The organism is Teretinema zuelzerae (genome assembly GCF_021021555.1).
GTDB lineage: Bacteria > Spirochaetota > Spirochaetia > Treponematales > Treponemataceae > Teretinema > Teretinema zuelzerae.
Genome location: NZ_JAINWA010000001.1, coordinates 1314726 through 1332362, shown reverse-complemented (window position 1 = coordinate 1332362; position 17637 = coordinate 1314726). Strand labels below are relative to the sequence as shown.

The following is a 17637-nucleotide window of genomic DNA, read 5'->3' as shown; positions in this document are numbered from 1 at the left end:
TGTTTTTCTCCCTGACCTATGGTCAATGTATTCAGTTCAGCGTTAGTTCAGTTCGGTGTTCAGCGCGGTCTCCAGATCCAGAAGATTCGAGAGGTAGGTGAACTTTTCGCTCAATACGCCCATTCTCGCCTGGATAAGGGTGTTTTCCGCGTCCTTGAGGTCGAGGTACTCGATGGTTCCCGCCTTGTAGCCCTGCTCGGTGAGCCGCCATGCCTTTTCCGCGATGGCTACGTTCATTTCCATCGCCGCGATTGATGTCCTCGATTTTTCTAGCTTTTTCACCAGATTCCGCACTTCGAGCTCGGCGTTATACACTGCCTGCTGCATGGTGAGTTCGAGCTTGTTCTTCGCGTCCTTCGTTTCCCTTAGCTTTTGCTGGGTGGACGAGAAGGGGAGGAGGTTGGTGATGTTGAACGCCAGGGTTGCGCTGAAGGCGCCGGAGGAATCGCTCCAGTTCTCCGTATCGAGCCATTCGGCGTCGATAGCGCTGAGACGCGGACCGTAACTCTGGCTGAGGGCGAGGCTCGGCGTATAGATCTGGAGCTTGGTCGCCCGGATCTGCGTTTCCATCAGATCGATGTTTTGTCTCAGGATGGCAAGATCGTATCGTTCGGCCAGATGGTCCCGCACGAGAGCGTCCGCGTCGAAGGACTGCACTTGCGGGTCTATCTTTCCGTCCAGTTCGAGTTTGGTTCCCAAGGGCAGTCCAAGAATGAAGGCGAAGAGGTTCGTCTGCTGTTCCAGCGCGAGCTCTGCCTCCATGATGGACGGCTTTTGCGTCTCAACCGCGAGCTGGGTTTGCAGATAGCTCAGTTCGGGGACGAGTCCGTTGCGGAAATTTGTGAGCGTCTGCCTCATCCGCTCTTCGCTGATCGCGAGCTTGTCGCGCGCGAGGCCGAGGCTGCCCTGCTGGAGCAGGAGTCCGTAGAAGGCCTTCCGCACATTCTGTTCGGTTTGCGCTCGCGCCTGTTCCCAGGTGAGCATCCCCGCGTCGTACGACTGGCGCGTGGCCTTGAGCCCTTCGAAGAGAGCTAAATTGAGGTTCAAACTGATCGAAAGGTTTCCCATCGCGGTCCAGTGGTCCTTCTCTTCGGGTTCACTCTCCGTATATCCGGGGATGATCATGGCGAGTAGGCTGGCATAGGGATTTGCCGCGCTGTTCGAGCGGGCAAGGGTTCCCGTTCCCTGGACGGTCGGAATGAAGACGTTCCACGCGAGATCCGTCGCGCGCTTTTTCATCCGCACGTCGATCGCCGTCGAGGCCAGCTGGATATTGTTCTCCATCGCCAGGTTCACCGCTTCATCTATCGATAGCCGTTTTATTTCTGTTTGTTCTGCGATTGCGGAAAAGCCGACGGCGATCATGGCCGCCAGCGCCGCTGCCAGTGTGCGTGCATTCATATAGACTCCTTCTCACTCTCTATCTTGTCTCCGGCCAGCATGCTGTGAAACATGAGCCGATTCATTTGCCGTATGCTCACGGAATCCGATCGGGATCCCTTCCTGTTGTGCTGTATCACGATCGAGGTCGAAAGGATCGATGCCCATTTCAGGGTTGCCATGGCCCTGGCTTCTCCCCTTTTGTCCTTCCCGAAGAAATCCTGCCAGAGAAAACCTTCCAGCGCCTTTTCTGTCTCGGGGTTGGGATGGTCGATCGGCGTCCGGATGATCTCATACCGAATCCAGTTGAATACCGGCAGGATGTCCGGGCGGAGCAGCAGGTATTGCGATTGGACCATCATCAATATGTACAGCTGTTCGAGAAAATTGCGTCCGTGCGCGCTGTATCGATCGCAGAGCGCCTTCATCGCCTCTGTCTCCGATAGCACAAGTTCTTTCAGCATTTCCTGCTTGTTATTATAGTAGAAATAGAGGCTGCTTTTCGCAGTTCCCATCCGTTCCGCTATTTTCTGTATCGTCGTTCCATGTATGCCGTTCTCCCGTATGCTTGCTGCGATCGCCTCGAAAAAACGGTTCGCTTCGCCGAGATCGGACGGCTGCAGAACGCACAGCCCGTCCAGTTCGTCGAGCCGCTTGTTGTCCGGTATGTTCTGCGGATTCGCGGCGATTCCCGGGAAATCATCGGCCTTGAGTCCGTTTTCCAGCAGGGCGAGAAGATCTTTCTGCAACACTTCCATTTTGGGCTCGTTTACCGAAATAATCATGACGGAAATGATGTTTTTGATCAGGCTGATTTCTTCAATTGCTCTCCTGTCCGCGTCCATCTTTGCCGCCCGCGCGTTCCACTCGGCAAGACGGGGCGATCGTTTGAGCAGCGTTTCGAACAGCGCGAGCTCGTATTCCGGCGATGAGAAAAATTTTCCGAAAAACAGATGCAGGAAACCGTTGTTGCCCTTGAAAAAATCGATGGCTCGCGTCCTCAGACTGTTCGGCGTGCTTCCTCCCTGTTCGACGGCTTCCGTTAAACCCGAAACGAACAGTTCGTCCATTTCCGCTTCGATTTCCGCCTTGTTGCTGAAATGCCGGTAGATCGCCGTCTTTGAGATGCCGAGCTTCGCTGAAATTTCTGACAGGGACCATTTTTCTCCGTTCTGCATCAGTTCGAACGCAGAGCGGAGAATCTGGTCTTTCCGGGAATTGGTTTTGTCCGCATTTTCGTTCATCTTTATTCCTTTATGAAACACGCAGTTCCCCATTCTCTGTCACCTGTATGATAAAAAAAGTTACCGAACGTTCGGTAACAAGAAAATAAGAAAAAAACCGTATCCAGTCAACTAAGAATGATCGTTGTGATACACTCTTTTTACTTCAGGGAGGAATCATGAAGAATAAACAATATCGGGAGCTTGCGGTCTGCGGTTTTGAAGCCGTCCGCGCCCTGGCAGAGAAACATCCCGAAAAAATACAGCGTCTGTTTTTCAACAAGGATAAGGCTCGCTATTTCGGCGACGTTTGCAAGACTTTGGCTGCGAGAAAGAAGCCCTATAAAATGGTCGAGTCCGACGAAGAGCTCGAAAAGCTTACCCAGAGCGTGCATCACCAGGGCGTCGCCGCGATGATCGAGGAGCCGGTCGTGCCTCGCCTCGAAATGGGCACCCTTGAAATGTGGCAGCGTGAAAAGGCCCGCGTCCTGGTACTCGACCGCGTAGGCAACGCGAACAATTTCGGCGCTATCGTCCGGAGCGCGGCCTTTTTCGGGATAACCCGCATCGTCATCGGCGAGGACGACGATCAAGCTCAGATCACGACGAGCGCCTACCGCATCGCCCAGGGAGGAATGGAGCTCGTCCAGGTCTACCGCGCGAGTTCCGCGGCCGCGTTGGTTCAGGCGTCCGCGGGGAAGATGCTCCGCATCGGAGCCGACCACCGGGCGAAGCGCACCCTTTCGGACCTGCGGGGCATGGTCGGCGGCTCTCAGGGGGTTCTGGTAGTCATGGGCAACGAGGAAAGCGGATTATCCGGCGAGGTGCGCTCATCCTGCGACGATCTCGTGAAAATTCCGGGCACCGGAGAGATCGAAAGCCTCAACGTCGCGCAGGCGGCGACCCTCTTTCTCTACGAACTTTCGCTTTTATAGCTTTTTTGTGACAAAGTTACTGCGGAAGCCTCCTTGTTTGGTTATATTTAACTCATACAAACGAAGCAAGGAGGCACTCAATGGCAGTGTTGCATACTAACGGATCGAGTTTCGACAAGGTAATCAATCAGGATATTCCTGTATTAGTAGATTTCTGGGCTCCCTGGTGCGGACCGTGCAAGATGCTCGGCCCCGTCCTCGAAGAAGTCGAGAAGGAAGTCGGCGGTTCAGCCGTTGTGGCGAAAGTCAATGTGGACGACGAGCAGGATCTTGCGATCAAGTTCGGCGTTTCCAGCATTCCTACGATGATCATCTACAAGAACGGACAGGCAGTAGACCGCGCCGTAGGCTTTATGAGCAAAGAAAAAATCGTGTCGATGATAAAGTCGCACGCATAATCAATCCCGCGAGCTTGCCCCGCAAGCCGTTTCGGAATCCATGGATTGCTGTTCCTTCCCCCGGATCGGCAATCCATGCGTTTATGTACTGTTTAGTAGATAAACGTGCGGTTCCCTATCTTCCTTCCTCTTGAATAAACGCCTCCTCCTGTATAAAATGATTCATGGAATTATTGAAAGAGCGAATTCGCGCAGAGGGAAGCGTTCTTCCCGGCAATATCCTGAAAGTCGGCAGTTTCCTGAATCAACAGATGGATATCGCCCTCTATAATGAAATGGGCAAGGAATTCGCCCGTCGTTTTTCCGGCACCAAGATTTCCCGCATTGTTACCATCGAAGCGTCCGGCATCGGACTCGCCTGCATTACCGCCCAGTACTTCAATGTTCCCGTCGTTTTCGCGAAAAAACACCGGAGCGCGAACGTCTCGGGCGACCTCCTCTCGGCTACTATAACTTCTTACACGCATCAAACCGAATACACCGTCATTCTTCCCAAAGCCTATGTGCGTCCGGGAGACTCCGTTCTCGTCATCGACGACTTTCTCGCCAACGGCTGCGCCCTCGAGGGCCTGGTCTCCATGATAGTCTCGGGCGGAGCCACCGTCGCGGGAGCGGGAATCGCCATAGAAAAGGGCTTTCAGGGCGGCGGCGACCGTCTGCGCGCCCGGGGCGTACGGGTCGAGTCCCTTGCAATCGTGGAAGCGCTCGAAGGTCCCGAGGGCATCGTTTTCAGAAAGTAAATAGCCGCGCGCTGCTGCCGGTCAAGGCCGAATGACGAATCTGACTGCCGAGGCCGATTGCCGCGAACGGATAAAAAGCGAACGTTTTTTAGAGGAGAAACACATGAAAAAGGTACTGGCCCTCGTCATGATCGCAGGTCTTGCCCTGCTCGCAACTTCCTGCGCGAAGAAACAGGAAACCGCGGCGGCGAAGACGCTCACCAAGGAAACCGTGAAGGTCGGTTTCGTCTATATCGGGACCATCAACGACGAAGGGTACACCCAGGCTCACGATCAGGGACGGCTCGCCCTGAACGAAATGGGAATTAACACCGCATATATCGAGCACGTGCCCGAGAACGCCGATTGCGAAAAGGCGATCCGCGATCTGATCGATCAGGGCTGCAACGTGATCTACACCAACAGCTTCGGCTACATGGACTGGACCATCAAGGTCGCGGCCGATCATCCCGAGGTCTACTTCGGCCATTGCTCAGGCTACAAGCGCGCCGACAACGTAAGCACCTACTTCGGCAAGGTGTTCCAGGCCCGCTACCTTTCCGGAATCGCCGCCGGTCTCAAAACCAAGGCGAACAAGATCGGCTACGTCGCCGCGATGCCCATTCCCGAAGTAATCCGCGGAATTAACGCCTTCACCCTCGGCGTCCAGTCGGTCAATCCCGCCGCTTCCGTGGAAGTGATCTGGACCAACACCTGGTTCGATCCCGCCGTCGAGAAGCAGGCCGCTCTCGAGCTCCTCAACAAGGGTTGCGACGTCATGTCCCAGCATCAGGACACCACCGCTCCCCAGATCGCCGCCCAGGAAAAAGGCGCCTTCGCGATCGGCTACAACTCTCCCACCTACAGCGCCGCTCCCGCGGCTTATCTGACCGCCCCCCTCTTCAAATGGGCGACCTTCTATGTCGACGACGTGAACCAGATTCTCGCCGGAACCTGGACCAGCCGCGCATACTGGGAAGGCTTCGACAAGGATATGGTCGCTCTCGACGAGCTTTCCGTTAATTGCGCTCCCGGCACCGCCGAGAAGATCGCCGCCGCGAAGGCCGGAATCGTCGACGGTTCCCTCAAGATTTTCAGCGGTCCCCTCGCCGATCAGTCCGGCGCGGAGAAGGTTTCCGCAGGTTCCGTCATGACGGACGACGAAATCTGGAACATGAGCTGGTTTGTGAAGGGAGTCGTCGGCTCCATTCCCAACTAATCAGTCCGCCCTGCCCGAGGTTTCGCGCCCGGGCAGGGCGACCTTTTATACCCGAATTTAATTCATGACAGAACACCCCTACGTAGAACTGAGGAACATCTCGAAGACTTTCGGCTCCGTCGCCGCTAACCGCTCCGTGTCGCTCGACGTCAGGCAGGGCGAAATTCTCGCCCTTCTGGGAGAGAACGGTTCCGGCAAGAGCACCCTGGTCAACATGCTTTCCGGCATTTACGCCCCCGATTCCGGCTCTATCCTGCTGGACGGCAAGAGCGTCCGCTTTTCGGGCCCGATGGACGCCATACGCGCCGGAATAGGCATGGTCCACCAGCATTTTAAGCTGGTCGAAGTGATGACCGCCCGCGAGAACATCGCCCTGGGCGAAAAGAGCCGGCTTTTTTTCGATGCGAAATCCGTGGACGAGCGGATTTATCGGATAGAAAAAAAGTACGGGCTGGTCACCAATCCGGAGAAGAAAGTCTGCGAGATGTCGGTCGGAGAAAAACAGACCGTCGAAATCCTCAAAGTGCTGTACCGCGGAGCGCGCGTCCTCATCCTCGACGAGCCGACCGCCGTGCTCACGCCCCAGGAAACCGCCCAGTTGTTTTCCATTTTACGGAAGATGAAGGACGACGGATGTTCGATCATCATCATCACCCATAAACTGAACGAGGTCATGGACATATCCGACAGGGTCGCGGTTCTCCGCCGCGGCGAAAGCGTCGGTACGGTGAACACCGCCGGGACGAATCCGAGAGAGCTGACGGAACTGATGGTCGGCGCGTCCGTCTCTCTGGAGATCCGGCGCGAACAGGCGGACGTCTCCAGTGATCCGCTTTTGCAGGTCGACAACCTTTCGCTCAAGGATTCCGAGGGGATTCCTCTTCTGGATTCCGTTTCCTTCGCCCTCCGCGGCGGAGAAATCCTCGGAGTCGCAGGAATCGCGGGCTCGGGCCAGAAGGAACTGTGCGAGTGCGTCGCAGGACTCCTGAAAGCGGACTCCGGCTCCATCCGGTTTCTCGGCGAGGAAATCGGCGGGATGTCTCCCCGCGCGATCATCCGCAAGGGAGTGAGCATGAGCTTCATTCCCGAAGACCGGCTCGGCATGGGGCTGGTGGCGGGAATGGACATAACCGACAACGTGCTGCTCAAATCCTACGCCCGTTCGGGAAGCGCCTTCGTCGATCGCAAATGGGGCCGGGAGCATGCGGAGCGCATCGTGCGCGATTACGGAATAAGCACGCCTTCGATACATCATACGGTCAAAAAACTATCAGGCGGCAATATTCAGAAAGTGCTTCTCGGCCGCGAGATAGAAATGGCTCCCCGTCTACTGGTCACCGCCTACCCGGTTCGGGGCCTCGACATCGGCGCCTCCACCACCATCTACGATATGCTCAACGCCCAGAAGCGCAAGGGCGTCGCTGTTCTGTTCATCGGAGAGGATCTCGACGTTCTGCGCGAACTGTCCGACCGCATCATGGTCGTCCATGACGGAAAGGTTATGGGCATCGTCGATCCTGAAAAAACCGGAAAGGAAGACATCGGCCTGATGATGATGGGCCATCTTCCCGAATCAGCGGAGAATAAGCAATGATCCGAATCGTATCCCGCACCGAGCCGACCAGGTTCGGCGAAAATCTTCTGCGCGGCGGTGCCGTTTTCGCCGCCCTCGCGGCTTCCTCCCTCGTGATGCTGTTTCTCGGCTACAATCCGCTGGAGGTGTACGGCCGCATGATCTCGGGATCGCTCGGCACCGCCTACCGTTTCCGCGAAACGATCAATAAAACCATCCCGCTCGTCGTGCTGTCTCTCGGCATCGCCGTAGCGTTTCGGATGAAATTCTGGAACATCGGAGCCGAGGGGCAGTTCTATCTCGGAGCCTTCGGCGCGACCCTTGCCGCCGTCTCGTTTCCCTCCCTTCCGGCGGTTATTCTTCTGCCTCTCATGTTCATCTTCGCGTTTTTCTTCGGTGGCATGTGGGCTCTGCTTCCCGCCGTCCTGCGAGCCCGCTTCGCCGCGAGCGAAACGCTTACGACCCTTATGCTCAACTATGTCGCCGTTAAATGGATCTCCTATCTGCAGTACGGACCGTGGAAGGACCCGTCGGCCCAGGGCTTTCCGAAAATCGCGAACTTCCCGCAGAACGCGATTCTGCCCAAAGTGCTGGGCATTCACGCCGGTTGGATCATCGCCCTCGTTCTGGTTGTTCTTCTCTACATACTGCTGTCGAAAAGCACTCTCGGCTACGAAATCGATGTTCTGGGAGAAAGCGAAGCGACCGCGCGGTATGCCGGCATGAACGTGTTCAGAATCACCATCGCCGCGGTGATGCTCTCCGGCGGCCTGGCCGGCGTGGCCGGAATGATGCAGGCTTCGGCGATCGAGCACACTCTGTCCGACCAGCTTTCAGGCGGACTCGGGTTCACCGCGGTCATCACGACATGGCTCGCGCGGCTCAGTCCCCCGCTCATCGTCGCGGTTTCCTTCCTGTTCGCCCTGCTGTTACAGGGCGCGTCCTTCCTGCAAAGCTCGATGAAAATACCCGCCTCGGTCGCGGACATTCTGCAGGGAATAATCATCTTTTTCGTGCTGGGAAGCGAGTTTTCCGTGCGATACCGTTTCGCGTTTGATCGGGAGGGAAAAAAATGAACCTGTTTATAGAAGCTCTGTCCCTCTTTCTCCAGACCTCCGTTCAAATGGGCACCCACATACTGTTTGCGACCCTCGGGGGGATTCTCTGCGAGAAAGCCGGCAACATGAACCTCGGCATAGAGGGGATGATGCTGATGGGCGCATCGGTCGGCTTCGCTGCCGCGCTTTCCACAGGGGATCCTTTTCTCGCTGTTCTCGCGGCCGGAACCGCGGGCGCCGCCGGAGCCCTGATTTACGCGATAATTACCGTGACGCTCCGGGGCAATCAGGTAGTCACCGGATTGGTTCTGGCGATTTTCGGCGCCGGCGTTTCAGGCTTTCTCGGCAAGAATCTGTCCGGCAAGTCTCTCCCCTCGCGCGTAACAGACGCCTTCGCCCCCGTTTCGATCCCCGTCCTCCGCGATATTCCCGTGCTGGGCAAGATGTTTTTCGAGCAGAGCATCTATGTGCATCTGGCGATCGCCGCCGCCGTAGTTCTCTCTGTGTATTTCAACCGAACGCGGATCGGCCTCAATGTCCGCGCGGTGGGAGAAAATCCGGCGGCCGCGGACGCGTCCGGCATCGCGGTGAGCCGCTACAAATATATTCATGTGCTGGCGGGGGGATTCCTCTGCGGCCTGGGCGGCGCGTATCTTTCGCTGGTCTTCGTTCCGCGCTGGCAGGAAAACATCACCGCCGGCGCCGGCTGGATAGCCGTAGCGCTTATTATTTTCAGCCGTTGGGATCCGCTCAAGGCTATCGCAGCCGCTTACGCCTTCGGCGCCTTAAAAGGGATCGGCTTTAAATTCCAGAACATCGACCTCGTAGTGTTCGGAAACAGAATCGTTTTCTCGCCCCAATTGCTTGATATGATTCCCTACGTCGCGACGATAGCCGTGCTGGTTCTCACATCGCGCGGGTTGGTATCGAAAACGCGGCACCGCCGGGGATTCGGCCCCGCGGCGCTCGGTTCCGCGTATTTCAGGGAAGAGCGCTAGGCTCTTCCGCTGTATTATTTCACCGTCATCCTGAACACGCCGTCCCAGTCGTCCGCGGGCGGCTGGATCTGGAAGTGAGCGATCCGGTCGAGATAGACCTTCGACGGCTCGTCGCCGTATTCCTTGGCGAGCTTGCCGAATATTTTCTCTGCCTTCTTCCAGGAACGCTTGCGATAGGCTTCGATTCCTTCCTCGAACTGCGCGCAGATGTTCTTCAGCTTCTCGGGAGCCTTTGCGGATTCCTGCAGAATCTCGTAGATCCGTACCGGTTCGTTCTTTCCTTTTACGGCGATTACGTCCATTTCGCGGCACAGAAAATCTTCGCGGACCTGTTTCCACACCGTTTCGGTTATCAGCGTCTTCGATCCGTATGCCTTGTTCGCGCCTTCGAGCCGCGCGGCGAGGTTCACCGTGTCGCCGATCGAGGTGAAGTCCATTCTCTCCCGCGCGCCGACGGAACCGAAAACAACGGGGCCGGAATTGATGCCGATGCCGATCGCTACTACCGGCAGTCCTTCCTTCTCCCGCTTTTCCTTTTCTTCCATCATCGCATGACGGATCTGCATTGCTGCCCGGCACGCGTTCAAATCCTTGTTCGGTCCGTCGAAAAAGGCCATCATTTCGTCCCCGACGAATTTGTCCACATCGCCCTGATTGTTGAGGATTATCTCCGTTTCAAGATCCAGGTAGCGGTTAAGAACGTCCACAACCTGTTCCGGCTTCATGCCTTCGCAGAGGGTGGTGAATCCGCGTATGTCCGTGAACAGGAAGGCCAGATCCTTTTCGGTGCTGACCGTAGACCCGCTTTCAGCGTGTTTGAGAGTGGAAGCCGAAATATACGGCACGATCCCGCGGATCACCGTAACCATATCGTTGATCTCGGTGGAGAGGGATTTGATTTCGTCACGGCTCGTAACGCAGTCCCGATACACGATGGCGTTGGCTGAAACTCGCGTCTCTCCCCGGATCATGTCGGTGAGAACTTCCGAAATTTTCCGTACGTTCATGCGCAGGAAGAGCAGCGGATTGACGATGTAGTTTCCGACTACATAGGTGAGTATGATGGCGAGATACAGGAAGAACGCGGTGGAGGCGACGACCGAGATGCGCGTCTTGAAATACGGCCGCATGATGACCGCGTCGTCGAAGCTGATTCGGGCTGCTCCCAGAAAGCGCTCTCTTCTGATTTTTTCGTCTCCCTTGCGCACCGTATCGATTTTAATGATCGGCGTTTCGAACACATGCCTTGCTTCGACCGGATCGAAGTAGGCCGAAACCTTCCTGCCTTGCGCCCTGTCCGAGGCGATTCTTTTCGCCTCCGAACCGGAAAGCGCGGCGGTTTCGGGAAACCGTTCGCCGGGAACAAGGGTTCCGTATTCGGCGCGGTATTCCGGGAATTCGGCGGGAATGTCGTCCAGGTAGATTTCCTGCTTTAAGTTTGTATACAGGGTTAAATCGTGGAATTTAAATTCGGCTTTTTTGTTGAGGTCGTTCTGCCGGTTGATGAACTCGTGAAGCGCTATTTCGTCTCCCAGGTTTATCCGGTAGGAAGAAGCCGCCTGTTCGGCGAAGCTTCGCGCGGTGTCGCCTACCGCGTCGAGGATGGTTTCCTTGTAGTTCCCCAGCAAGAGGGTGGTAAGGCTGACGAGTATCAGCGAAAAGATGCCGATGAAGGCCAGGAAGAGTTTGCTTCTGATCCGGAAGAATATTTCTACGGCGGATTTTTTTCCGGCGGCTTCGGCTGCTTCGTCCTGAGCGGGAACGGCCGCTCTCGTCCGCACGCTCAGCTCCTTCGACTTTCTGCCTGCTTCCTGAGCTTTCTGCTGCTTCCTGAATTCCCGATATTCGCGGTAGACGGGATTCTGCCAGTTTATATATGAAAGAAAATAGGCTGTCGACGCGATGTGAGCCGCCGCGGCGAGCACGGGACCCGTCCATCTGAAAGCCGAAACGCCTGAAAACCAGGCTGGAGTATCTGCCTGGACGAGAATCGGGAGTATCGAAGCCCATGCTATGATCGCGGTAGCCAGAATCCGCATGATGTGCTGAGGAAGTCCTGTCGTATCGCCGAAGGCTCGAAGCTTCTGGGGTATGGCCGCGGCTGCGAGCAAAAAAAGCATCCACAGCGCAATCAGCCAAATCGCGAACAGCGGGGCGCGAGAGAGCGCAGGGGCGCCGCTTCCCAGAAACGACAGCGGCATCAGCACCGGCTGTATAAGCTGGGGGCTGAAAGTCGACCATGGAGAGATAAGCCAAAATCCCGCCAGAAATACGGATGCCGCGTCCAACGCGAGATGAAGAGGCGGCTTATTGAATGTTTTCATCATATCCTCACTGAGCGCCCGAAAGGGCTTTGGTCTTTGCCTGCGCCTTGCTCAGATAGGATTGAGCCTGTTCGTAATCCTTGCTGAACGCGACGACAATCTGGAATTTTCTGATGGATCCCGCATAGTCTTCGTCTGTATAGAGGTCTACGCCCTCTTTATAGATTTTCGCGGCCAGATTCTGCGCCTCCGCCAGTTTGTCATTCAGCGAATTCTTGCTGGATTGGCGCTGCATTCGGGGCAAATTCGCCTGGATCGCGGTCGCCGCTCCGGCCGGATCATCCTGTTTGAGCATCGAATCGATCGAGGCCAGAATGTCGCCTATTTCAGCGTCGTAATCCCGCTGCGCCGCGGCTTTGTTGATCTTGTTTTTAAGCGAAACAGCCTCGCTCGTCTTTCTGATTGCTATGGCCTGATTCGTTCTCTGTCCCGCCGACTGCCATTTTTTGGTTTCGTAATACTGAACCGCCCAGTTGTAATAAATCGCGTACTTCAGATCCGCGACTCTCGCGCTCGGCTCGTTGGTGAACGATTTCAAGCTTTTTTCCGCCTGCAGGATGGCTGTTTCGGCCTCTGAATAGCGTTTCGCGGCGAGTTTAGTCTCGGCAATGGCGATATCCTGGGCGACGAAGTCGTTCATTTTCATATCGAGGTCGTCTTCTATTACCCGTACTTCCCTGACTCCCGGTTTAAGCGTTTCGATCTGCGCGATTGAGGCTTTCGCGGTGCGCAAATTCTTCAGGAGAACCTGCTGATTCTTTTCTTCCATGATGGATGCGTGCAAATCGCCGAGGCGTTCGATTCTGAGCGCGATATCCGCATCTCTCATCTCGGCTGTGTCCTTCATCAGCCGAGAGGCATCCTTGTCCCCGGGCTCGATCGTCTTTAACCGCTGGATCGCGAGCAGGTATTCATAGGTCTGCGAGTCGGATTTTTTCTCCAATGGATCGAGTTTCGCGATCACCGCCTTGTATTCCTTGATTTTGGTTTCTTTCAAGTGATCCAATTCCGCAATATATTTATCCGCTTCGACAAAGGTAGGGTTCAACGCGAGAACGTCTGTGAATGCCGTTCTCACCGGTTTTATTTTTGCATAATCCTGTTTTTTCTGAATCTGCTCCGCATATTCTTCAACGGTTTTATCGAAGAGCAGGGCCGCTTTTTCCTCCGGCGATAAATCTTTTATCAGGAAGGCGTTGGTTCTGACGGTAGTACAGGATGAAAGCGCTGCAACCAGTAACGGAAGACCAATGAAAATGATATGAACTTTACTTTTTCTTTGCATGCTGAACCTCTTGTAGAGAGTGTAGCGTAAAGCATGCCGTCCTTCAAACCCGTCAATGAAATGGGTTGGTTTCTTGCTTCTTTTTTACAAAACTTGCGCGCCGCCGATTGATGCACGTATACTGGCTGTATGCAGAAGAGAGATAATTCGCTTTTCCAATCGATCGACGGCGCTTTCGAAACGGAAAGTCTTGAACACTTCCTTCAGGGACGGCGCGTCGAGAACCGCATCAGGTTCTCGTATGTGCCTTTATTAGCTATTCCCTTGTGCAGTCTTTTTTCCGCATACTATTTTTTCGCTGTGCAGAACCCCTCAAGCACCCTGTATGAATTGCGCGCTTTATTTATTTTCTCCTGTATCGCCTCTTTTTCCCTTGTTTTCTTGGTGTTATTACGGCTTTTTAAGCGTTTAAAGGCGTTTAAGGCCGCCGATGTTTTAATCTTCTTGTATATTCTGTTCCTGATGCTTTCCTTCGTCACGCTTTCTGTACTGGATTCATATCCCGACGACGACACCACTGCGGTCGCTATTTTCTTTCTCAGTCTGGCCTTTTTTTATCGTACGAGCTTTTTCAGGATTGTCGTTCTCTGCGTTGCCGGTTTTATATCAGATATTGCGATTTTTTCGCTCGTCAACGGCAGCCAGGATATTATTCATCTTCTCAGTCTTTTTGCAGTTCTCGCCTTCGCCATCGTAATTTCCAGAACGCAGGAACGCATGCATGCACACCTGTTCGATGTCACTAGAAAGCTGGAGGTGACGAACCATAAGCTTCAGGAAGATTCGTTCCGGGATCCGTTGACAAACCTGTATAACCGCAGGTATCTCGAAGAGTTTCTTCTTCAACAGTTAGCCGGATATCACCGGTCCGGCCAGCCGTTTTCCGTAATCATGGCGGATATCGATCATTTTAAGGATGTGAACGACAAATACGGCCACCCGGCGGGCGACGCCGTTTTAAAGGATATTGCCGCTCTTATGCTCCTTCATTCCCGGGATACGGATCTGCAGGCCCGGTACGGCGGAGAGGAATTTCTCGTAGTCCTGCCCCAGACCTCCATTGCCCAGGCTCTTCTGGTCGCGGAGCGCATGCGCATGGCGATCGCATCTCATCCGTTTCCCGAAATTCCCGCTTCGATAACCTCGAGCTTCGGGGTCGCCGAGGTTCAGCGGGGCGATTCGATCGAGTCTCTCGTCAAGCGGGTCGACAGCTTCCTCTATTGCGCGAAGCTCGCCGGGCGGAATCAATGCGTTTCATCGATATAAAGTTATAAGATATAGCGCTCAAAAACCGCTGATAATAAAAAGGCCGTCCCCTGCTGTTATTACGCAGGGGGCGGCCTTTATTCAGTCATACTAAGGCAATCAGTAAGTTAATAGACCCGATACGGACCAGCCGTTGAAAGTCGGTCCCGTGAAGGAGTCGTCGTCGGTTGTTACGTCGGGATCGTCGGTATCGATAACCGAAGGCGCCGTCATGATTTTGCATTTTCCGTTTACGAACGGAGTGAATCTTGCGGGCAGGTTGATTCGATAGGTTGAAGGGGAAGTTTTTGAAAGAGTGAATCCTTCAACCTCTGAAGGTATTCCGTCGGCGTTGATGTTGAATACTCGCACGGCGGATACGGTCAGGGTCGCGGCGGAAATGTTTTCGGCAGAGGTTTCCACATCGAGGAACCACGAGCCTTTCACTCCTCCGAGGGTCGCATCGTCAACGGTTTCAAATGTTTTGTCCGCAGAGGATATCGCCCGGTACGTCCACGATGTATCGGTGAACCCGTTTGTCTGGTCGTAGCTCGCTCTGTGGATGTAACCGTTCACGGCGACGGATTCGGCGTAGTTGTAGGGATTTTGCCTGTACCGGTAGACTTCTCCCGCTGCGGTGATGAAGTCCGCCGAGAGGACTCCGGATGTCTCATTGTAGTCATAACCCGGAGCAACGGTTGCCCATGCGCCGGTCGCGGTGTTCAGCTTCTCGATCTGGATTCCCGACTGAAGGCTTGCTTCATTGAGAGATGTCAGCGGACCGGACGATGTAAAGGTAACGCGTACTGCGTTTGTTCCAGTCGTATTTTCAAAAGAGCTAAAATTAGCGGACCAACCAAGCGTATACGCGGTGCAGGGAGCCCTGAAGTTGCCTCTAGACAGCGCGGGAATTGTGGTTTCGGTAGTGCCTCCCGAACTCACATCCACTAAATCTATGTAGAGATCCTCTTCCGCTTCTCCGCTTACCCTGTCTCCGTCCGTGTCGAGCCGGGCAGTGCCGCCGTTGAACGTTGCCGTCGCCGGGTTTATTTCGACTTCCAGGTAGTCGCTTGCGATGGACGCATCCGTAAACGGCATAAGAATTTCGACTCCGTTCTCGCTGATCCTTCTTGCCTGATAGGAGATCGCTGTTCCTCTGACGAAGAGGGCGTCGGCGTCGACAGCGTCGCCCAGGGGATAGATCGCGAAGCCGGTAATGCTGCCGTCTACGTTGATGTCGATGTAGCTGTCGTCATCGACTCCGTCCGTGACGGTCAGCGTGATTCTCTGATATTCGAGGGTCGCGGCTTCCTGTTTAACCAGGCCGCTCCAGGGTGCGGTAATATTCGTTTGTATCGATACGGCAGCTGAATAATTCGCGCGTACCGAGGTGTCGCTGGTGACATCCGGCGTAAAGGCTTCAGGCGCGCATCCGGTGAGCGCGGCGCCGAGCAGGGCTGCTCCGGCGATTTTTATCAGTGTATTAGTCGTCATACTATCTCCTTAATGTATCCGCTTAGTAGCGGATGTTGAGCTGCAGGGTCCAATTGCTCGGGGTCCAGATGTCGGCTCCGTTCGTGAGCGACAGATCCAGATCGACCATCTCGTCTACGAACCAGGTCAAACCGGTCGTGTAAACAGCCGAGAATCCGCCGTTGCTCGTCCATTCCTGTCCCTGATTGTCGATCGATACGCTGTTTACCGTCGTTTCTGGCGTTCTGGCGTCTCCGTCGAGGAATTCTCCTTTTGTAGTAGTAACGGAGAGTCCTTTTTTGGTGGTTTTCAGAGTCGTCCAGGTGCCGACCGTATTGATCATCCGACCGCCGAGGTTGAGGCGGAGCTTTTGCGGAATGATATGAATCTGGCTGCCGAAATCGATGGTATTCTTAAACGACATGCTGTCTCTTGCGACCGTCTCGACCGGATTGGTAATCGTTGTCGTTTCATCGTAGGAACCGCTGTCTGTACCGTTCCTGTAGGATACCTTGGCTGTGGTTTCCGCGGTTGTGACAGTTTCGCGGTTCGATATCGAGACGGTAGGAGTGTATCTTGCCGCGAATACGACCCGTTCCGAGATCTTTGCTGAAATCTTGACGGCGGGAGAGACGGTGTGGGTCATTGAAGAGATTTCCGAGATCGAACTCGAGCTGGTCGTGGTCGTCCTGGTGATGTCCGAGCCGTTCGCGGAATTGATTCCTTCGTACGCGTACGCTACGGTCTTTGAGGAGCTCGCGGTTCCCGAGACTGTGGAGAGGTTTCCGTTTCCGTCGAAATAGTCGTTGGAGTAGAGAGGCAGGCTCAGGTTGTAGGCGAGAGTCGGGTTAAGCGTGACCTTGTCGTTGAGGTCGATCAGGATCGATCCGAAAACGCCGGGCTCGATAGAGAGAAACGAAGCGCCGTAGGTGTTCGTATTCTTGCTTGCGCTCAGAATTCCCGCCTTGCCGTCCCAGGAGGGGGCTGAGGAGGCGCTGTCCTGTTCGTAGGATGCCACTGTTTGATTGTCGTAGCTTCCGCCGGCTGAATGACCGACTTTAGCCCATGCCTTGACCGCGATTCTTTTTGGAAGGTTCATTCCGAACTCGAGCGAATCGGACCATGACGAGTAGTTTGTCGCGTATTTTTCAGTGACTCTGGAGCTCGTCTGCGCTGTTCCCGTTCCGAGCAGTTCTGTCACGCTTGATCCGTCGGTTGTGAAGCCGTTGCTGTCGTCTTCGACCGTGTTCGGGTTGAATATAAAGGTGTTCTTGACGCCCCAGGTTTTATTTCCGAACAAAGCGGCGAACTTGTAGTACTGGCTGTTCGTATTGTACCAGGTGTCGGTTGTAGTTTTTCCGGCCAGGAGCGTGTTGGTCGCGCTTGTGTCGTAGGTTTGATCGATATCGGTCGATTCGCTTTTATCGATGTCTGCTTTTTGCGCAAGAGCCAGGCCCAGCCAGAAATCTCCGAGGAAAAGTCCGGTTCCCGCGTCGAACGACGCGGCGGATTCTCCCGGCGCCTTGATCTGGCCGAAGATCACGTTATTCTTCAGCGTCCAGATTCCCGTCGTGCTCAGGTAATTGTCCCTGTCCGAGAAAAAGAGACCGTTCGTTACGGTGTTCGTAAGGGATTTTCCATCCGATGCTTCCTGCGCCGCCAATGGAACGACAGCCGTGAAAATCGCTGCCGTTACCGCGAGGGCTGTTCCTCTGCGTGTTTTAGTCATGAGAACTTCCTTAGCATAATAGTTTCGAGTCAGACTCGTACGAAGAGTATAGTGTTTACAATGTTAAAAAACAGTTTT

Annotated in this window: 14 protein-coding genes; 8 read left to right on the top strand and 6 right to left on the bottom strand. The window is 54.8% G+C overall.

From position 1 onward, the window contains the following. Positions 1–42: 42 nt before the first annotated feature. Positions 43–1401 carry a TolC family protein gene (locus K7J14_RS05970; protein ID WP_230754301.1) on the bottom strand — a complete coding sequence of 453 codons (1359 nt, stop codon included), beginning with the start codon at positions 1399–1401 and terminating at the stop codon, positions 43–45. Further along, positions 1398–2624 (bottom strand): TetR/AcrR family transcriptional regulator, encoded by a 1227-nt coding sequence (locus K7J14_RS05965; protein ID WP_230754299.1) that lies wholly within the window; start codon positions 2622–2624, stop codon positions 1398–1400. Before K7J14_RS05965 ends, K7J14_RS05970 begins: the two co-directional genes overlap by 4 nt. Before the next feature lie 158 nt (positions 2625–2782). On the opposite strand from K7J14_RS05965, the gene K7J14_RS05960 reads away from it, so the two are divergent. From K7J14_RS05960 to K7J14_RS05930, 7 genes are all read left to right on the top strand, one after another. Further along, positions 2783–3538: a TrmH family RNA methyltransferase gene (locus tag K7J14_RS05960; protein ID WP_230754297.1), complete on the top strand. Its 756-nt coding sequence runs from the start codon at positions 2783–2785 to the stop codon at positions 3536–3538. 80 nt (positions 3539–3618) lie between these two features. After that, the gene (gene trxA, locus K7J14_RS05955) at positions 3619–3936 is read left to right on the top strand and encodes a thioredoxin (RefSeq protein WP_230754295.1); all 318 of its coding nucleotides are present in this window, start codon (positions 3619–3621) and stop codon (positions 3934–3936) included. Positions 3937–4100: 164 nt separating this feature from the next. Next, positions 4101–4676 (top strand): xanthine phosphoribosyltransferase, encoded by a 576-nt coding sequence (locus tag K7J14_RS05950; protein WP_230754293.1) that lies wholly within the window; start codon positions 4101–4103, stop codon positions 4674–4676. Between the two features lie 103 nt (positions 4677–4779). After that, a complete protein-coding gene (locus K7J14_RS05945) occupies positions 4780–5874 on the top strand; it encodes a BMP family ABC transporter substrate-binding protein (RefSeq protein WP_230754292.1) in 1095 nt (364 codons plus the stop codon). A gap of 64 nt (positions 5875–5938) precedes the next feature. Further along, positions 5939–7468 (top strand): ABC transporter ATP-binding protein, encoded by a 1530-nt coding sequence (locus K7J14_RS05940; protein ID WP_230754290.1) that lies wholly within the window; start codon positions 5939–5941, stop codon positions 7466–7468. After that, positions 7465–8523 carry an ABC transporter permease gene (locus tag K7J14_RS05935; RefSeq protein ID WP_230754288.1) on the top strand — a complete coding sequence of 353 codons (1059 nt, stop codon included), beginning with the start codon at positions 7465–7467 and terminating at the stop codon, positions 8521–8523. Before K7J14_RS05940 ends, K7J14_RS05935 begins: the two co-directional genes overlap by 4 nt. After that, on the top strand, positions 8520–9503 hold the full coding sequence (locus tag K7J14_RS05930; protein ID WP_230754286.1) for an ABC transporter permease: 984 nt from the start codon (positions 8520–8522) through the stop codon (positions 9501–9503). Before K7J14_RS05935 ends, K7J14_RS05930 begins: the two co-directional genes overlap by 4 nt. 14 nt (positions 9504–9517) lie before the next feature. Here K7J14_RS05930 and K7J14_RS05925 read toward each other — a convergent pair whose 3' ends face one another. Both K7J14_RS05925 and K7J14_RS05920 read right to left on the bottom strand, forming a co-directional pair. After that, a complete protein-coding gene (locus K7J14_RS05925) occupies positions 9518–11827 on the bottom strand; it encodes an adenylate/guanylate cyclase domain-containing protein (protein WP_230754284.1) in 2310 nt (769 codons plus the stop codon). A 7-nt stretch (positions 11828–11834) separates the two neighbouring features. Next, positions 11835–13112, bottom strand: coding sequence for a hypothetical protein (locus tag K7J14_RS05920; protein WP_230754282.1), 1278 nt, complete (start codon positions 13110–13112; stop codon positions 11835–11837). 129 nt (positions 13113–13241) lie between these two features. On the opposite strand from K7J14_RS05920, the gene K7J14_RS05915 reads away from it, so the two are divergent. Continuing rightward, entirely contained in the window at positions 13242–14378 is a 1137-nt protein-coding gene (locus K7J14_RS05915) for a GGDEF domain-containing protein (protein WP_230754280.1), read from the top strand. 99 nt (positions 14379–14477) lie between these two features. Here the strand turns inward: K7J14_RS05915 and K7J14_RS05910 are convergent, their stop codons facing one another. Both K7J14_RS05910 and K7J14_RS05905 read right to left on the bottom strand, forming a co-directional pair. After that, positions 14478–15851 (bottom strand): hypothetical protein, encoded by a 1374-nt coding sequence (locus K7J14_RS05910; protein WP_230754278.1) that lies wholly within the window; start codon positions 15849–15851, stop codon positions 14478–14480. 22 nt (positions 15852–15873) lie between these two features. Further along, positions 15874–17559 carry a hypothetical protein gene (locus tag K7J14_RS05905; protein ID WP_230754276.1) on the bottom strand — a complete coding sequence of 562 codons (1686 nt, stop codon included), beginning with the start codon at positions 17557–17559 and terminating at the stop codon, positions 15874–15876. Positions 17560–17637: the final 78 nt, after the last annotated feature.

Coding starts and splice junctions, on each gene's coding strand:
- K7J14_RS05945 (WP_230754292.1), top strand. CDS start 4,780: ATGAAAAAGGTACTGGCCCTCGTCATGATCGCAGGTCTTGCCCTGCTC.
- K7J14_RS05935 (WP_230754288.1), top strand. CDS start 7,465: ATGATCCGAATCGTATCCCGCACCGAGCCGACCAGGTTCGGCGAAAAT.
- K7J14_RS05925 (WP_230754284.1), bottom strand. CDS start 11,827: ATGAAAACATTCAATAAGCCGCCTCTTCATCTCGCGTTGGACGCGGCA.
- K7J14_RS05915 (WP_230754280.1), top strand. CDS start 13,242: ATGCAGAAGAGAGATAATTCGCTTTTCCAATCGATCGACGGCGCTTTC.
- K7J14_RS05965 (WP_230754299.1), bottom strand. CDS start 2,624: ATGAACGAAAATGCGGACAAAACCAATTCCCGGAAAGACCAGATTCTC.
- K7J14_RS05910 (WP_230754278.1), bottom strand. CDS start 15,851: ATGACGACTAATACACTGATAAAAATCGCCGGAGCAGCCCTGCTCGGC.
- K7J14_RS05950 (WP_230754293.1), top strand. CDS start 4,101: ATGGAATTATTGAAAGAGCGAATTCGCGCAGAGGGAAGCGTTCTTCCC.
- K7J14_RS05905 (WP_230754276.1), bottom strand. CDS start 17,559: ATGACTAAAACACGCAGAGGAACAGCCCTCGCGGTAACGGCAGCGATT.
- K7J14_RS05930 (WP_230754286.1), top strand. CDS start 8,520: ATGAACCTGTTTATAGAAGCTCTGTCCCTCTTTCTCCAGACCTCCGTT.
- K7J14_RS05940 (WP_230754290.1), top strand. CDS start 5,939: ATGACAGAACACCCCTACGTAGAACTGAGGAACATCTCGAAGACTTTC.
- K7J14_RS05960 (WP_230754297.1), top strand. CDS start 2,783: ATGAAGAATAAACAATATCGGGAGCTTGCGGTCTGCGGTTTTGAAGCC.
- trxA (WP_230754295.1), top strand. CDS start 3,619: ATGGCAGTGTTGCATACTAACGGATCGAGTTTCGACAAGGTAATCAAT.
- K7J14_RS05970 (WP_230754301.1), bottom strand. CDS start 1,401: ATGAATGCACGCACACTGGCAGCGGCGCTGGCGGCCATGATCGCCGTC.
- K7J14_RS05920 (WP_230754282.1), bottom strand. CDS start 13,112: ATGCAAAGAAAAAGTAAAGTTCATATCATTTTCATTGGTCTTCCGTTA.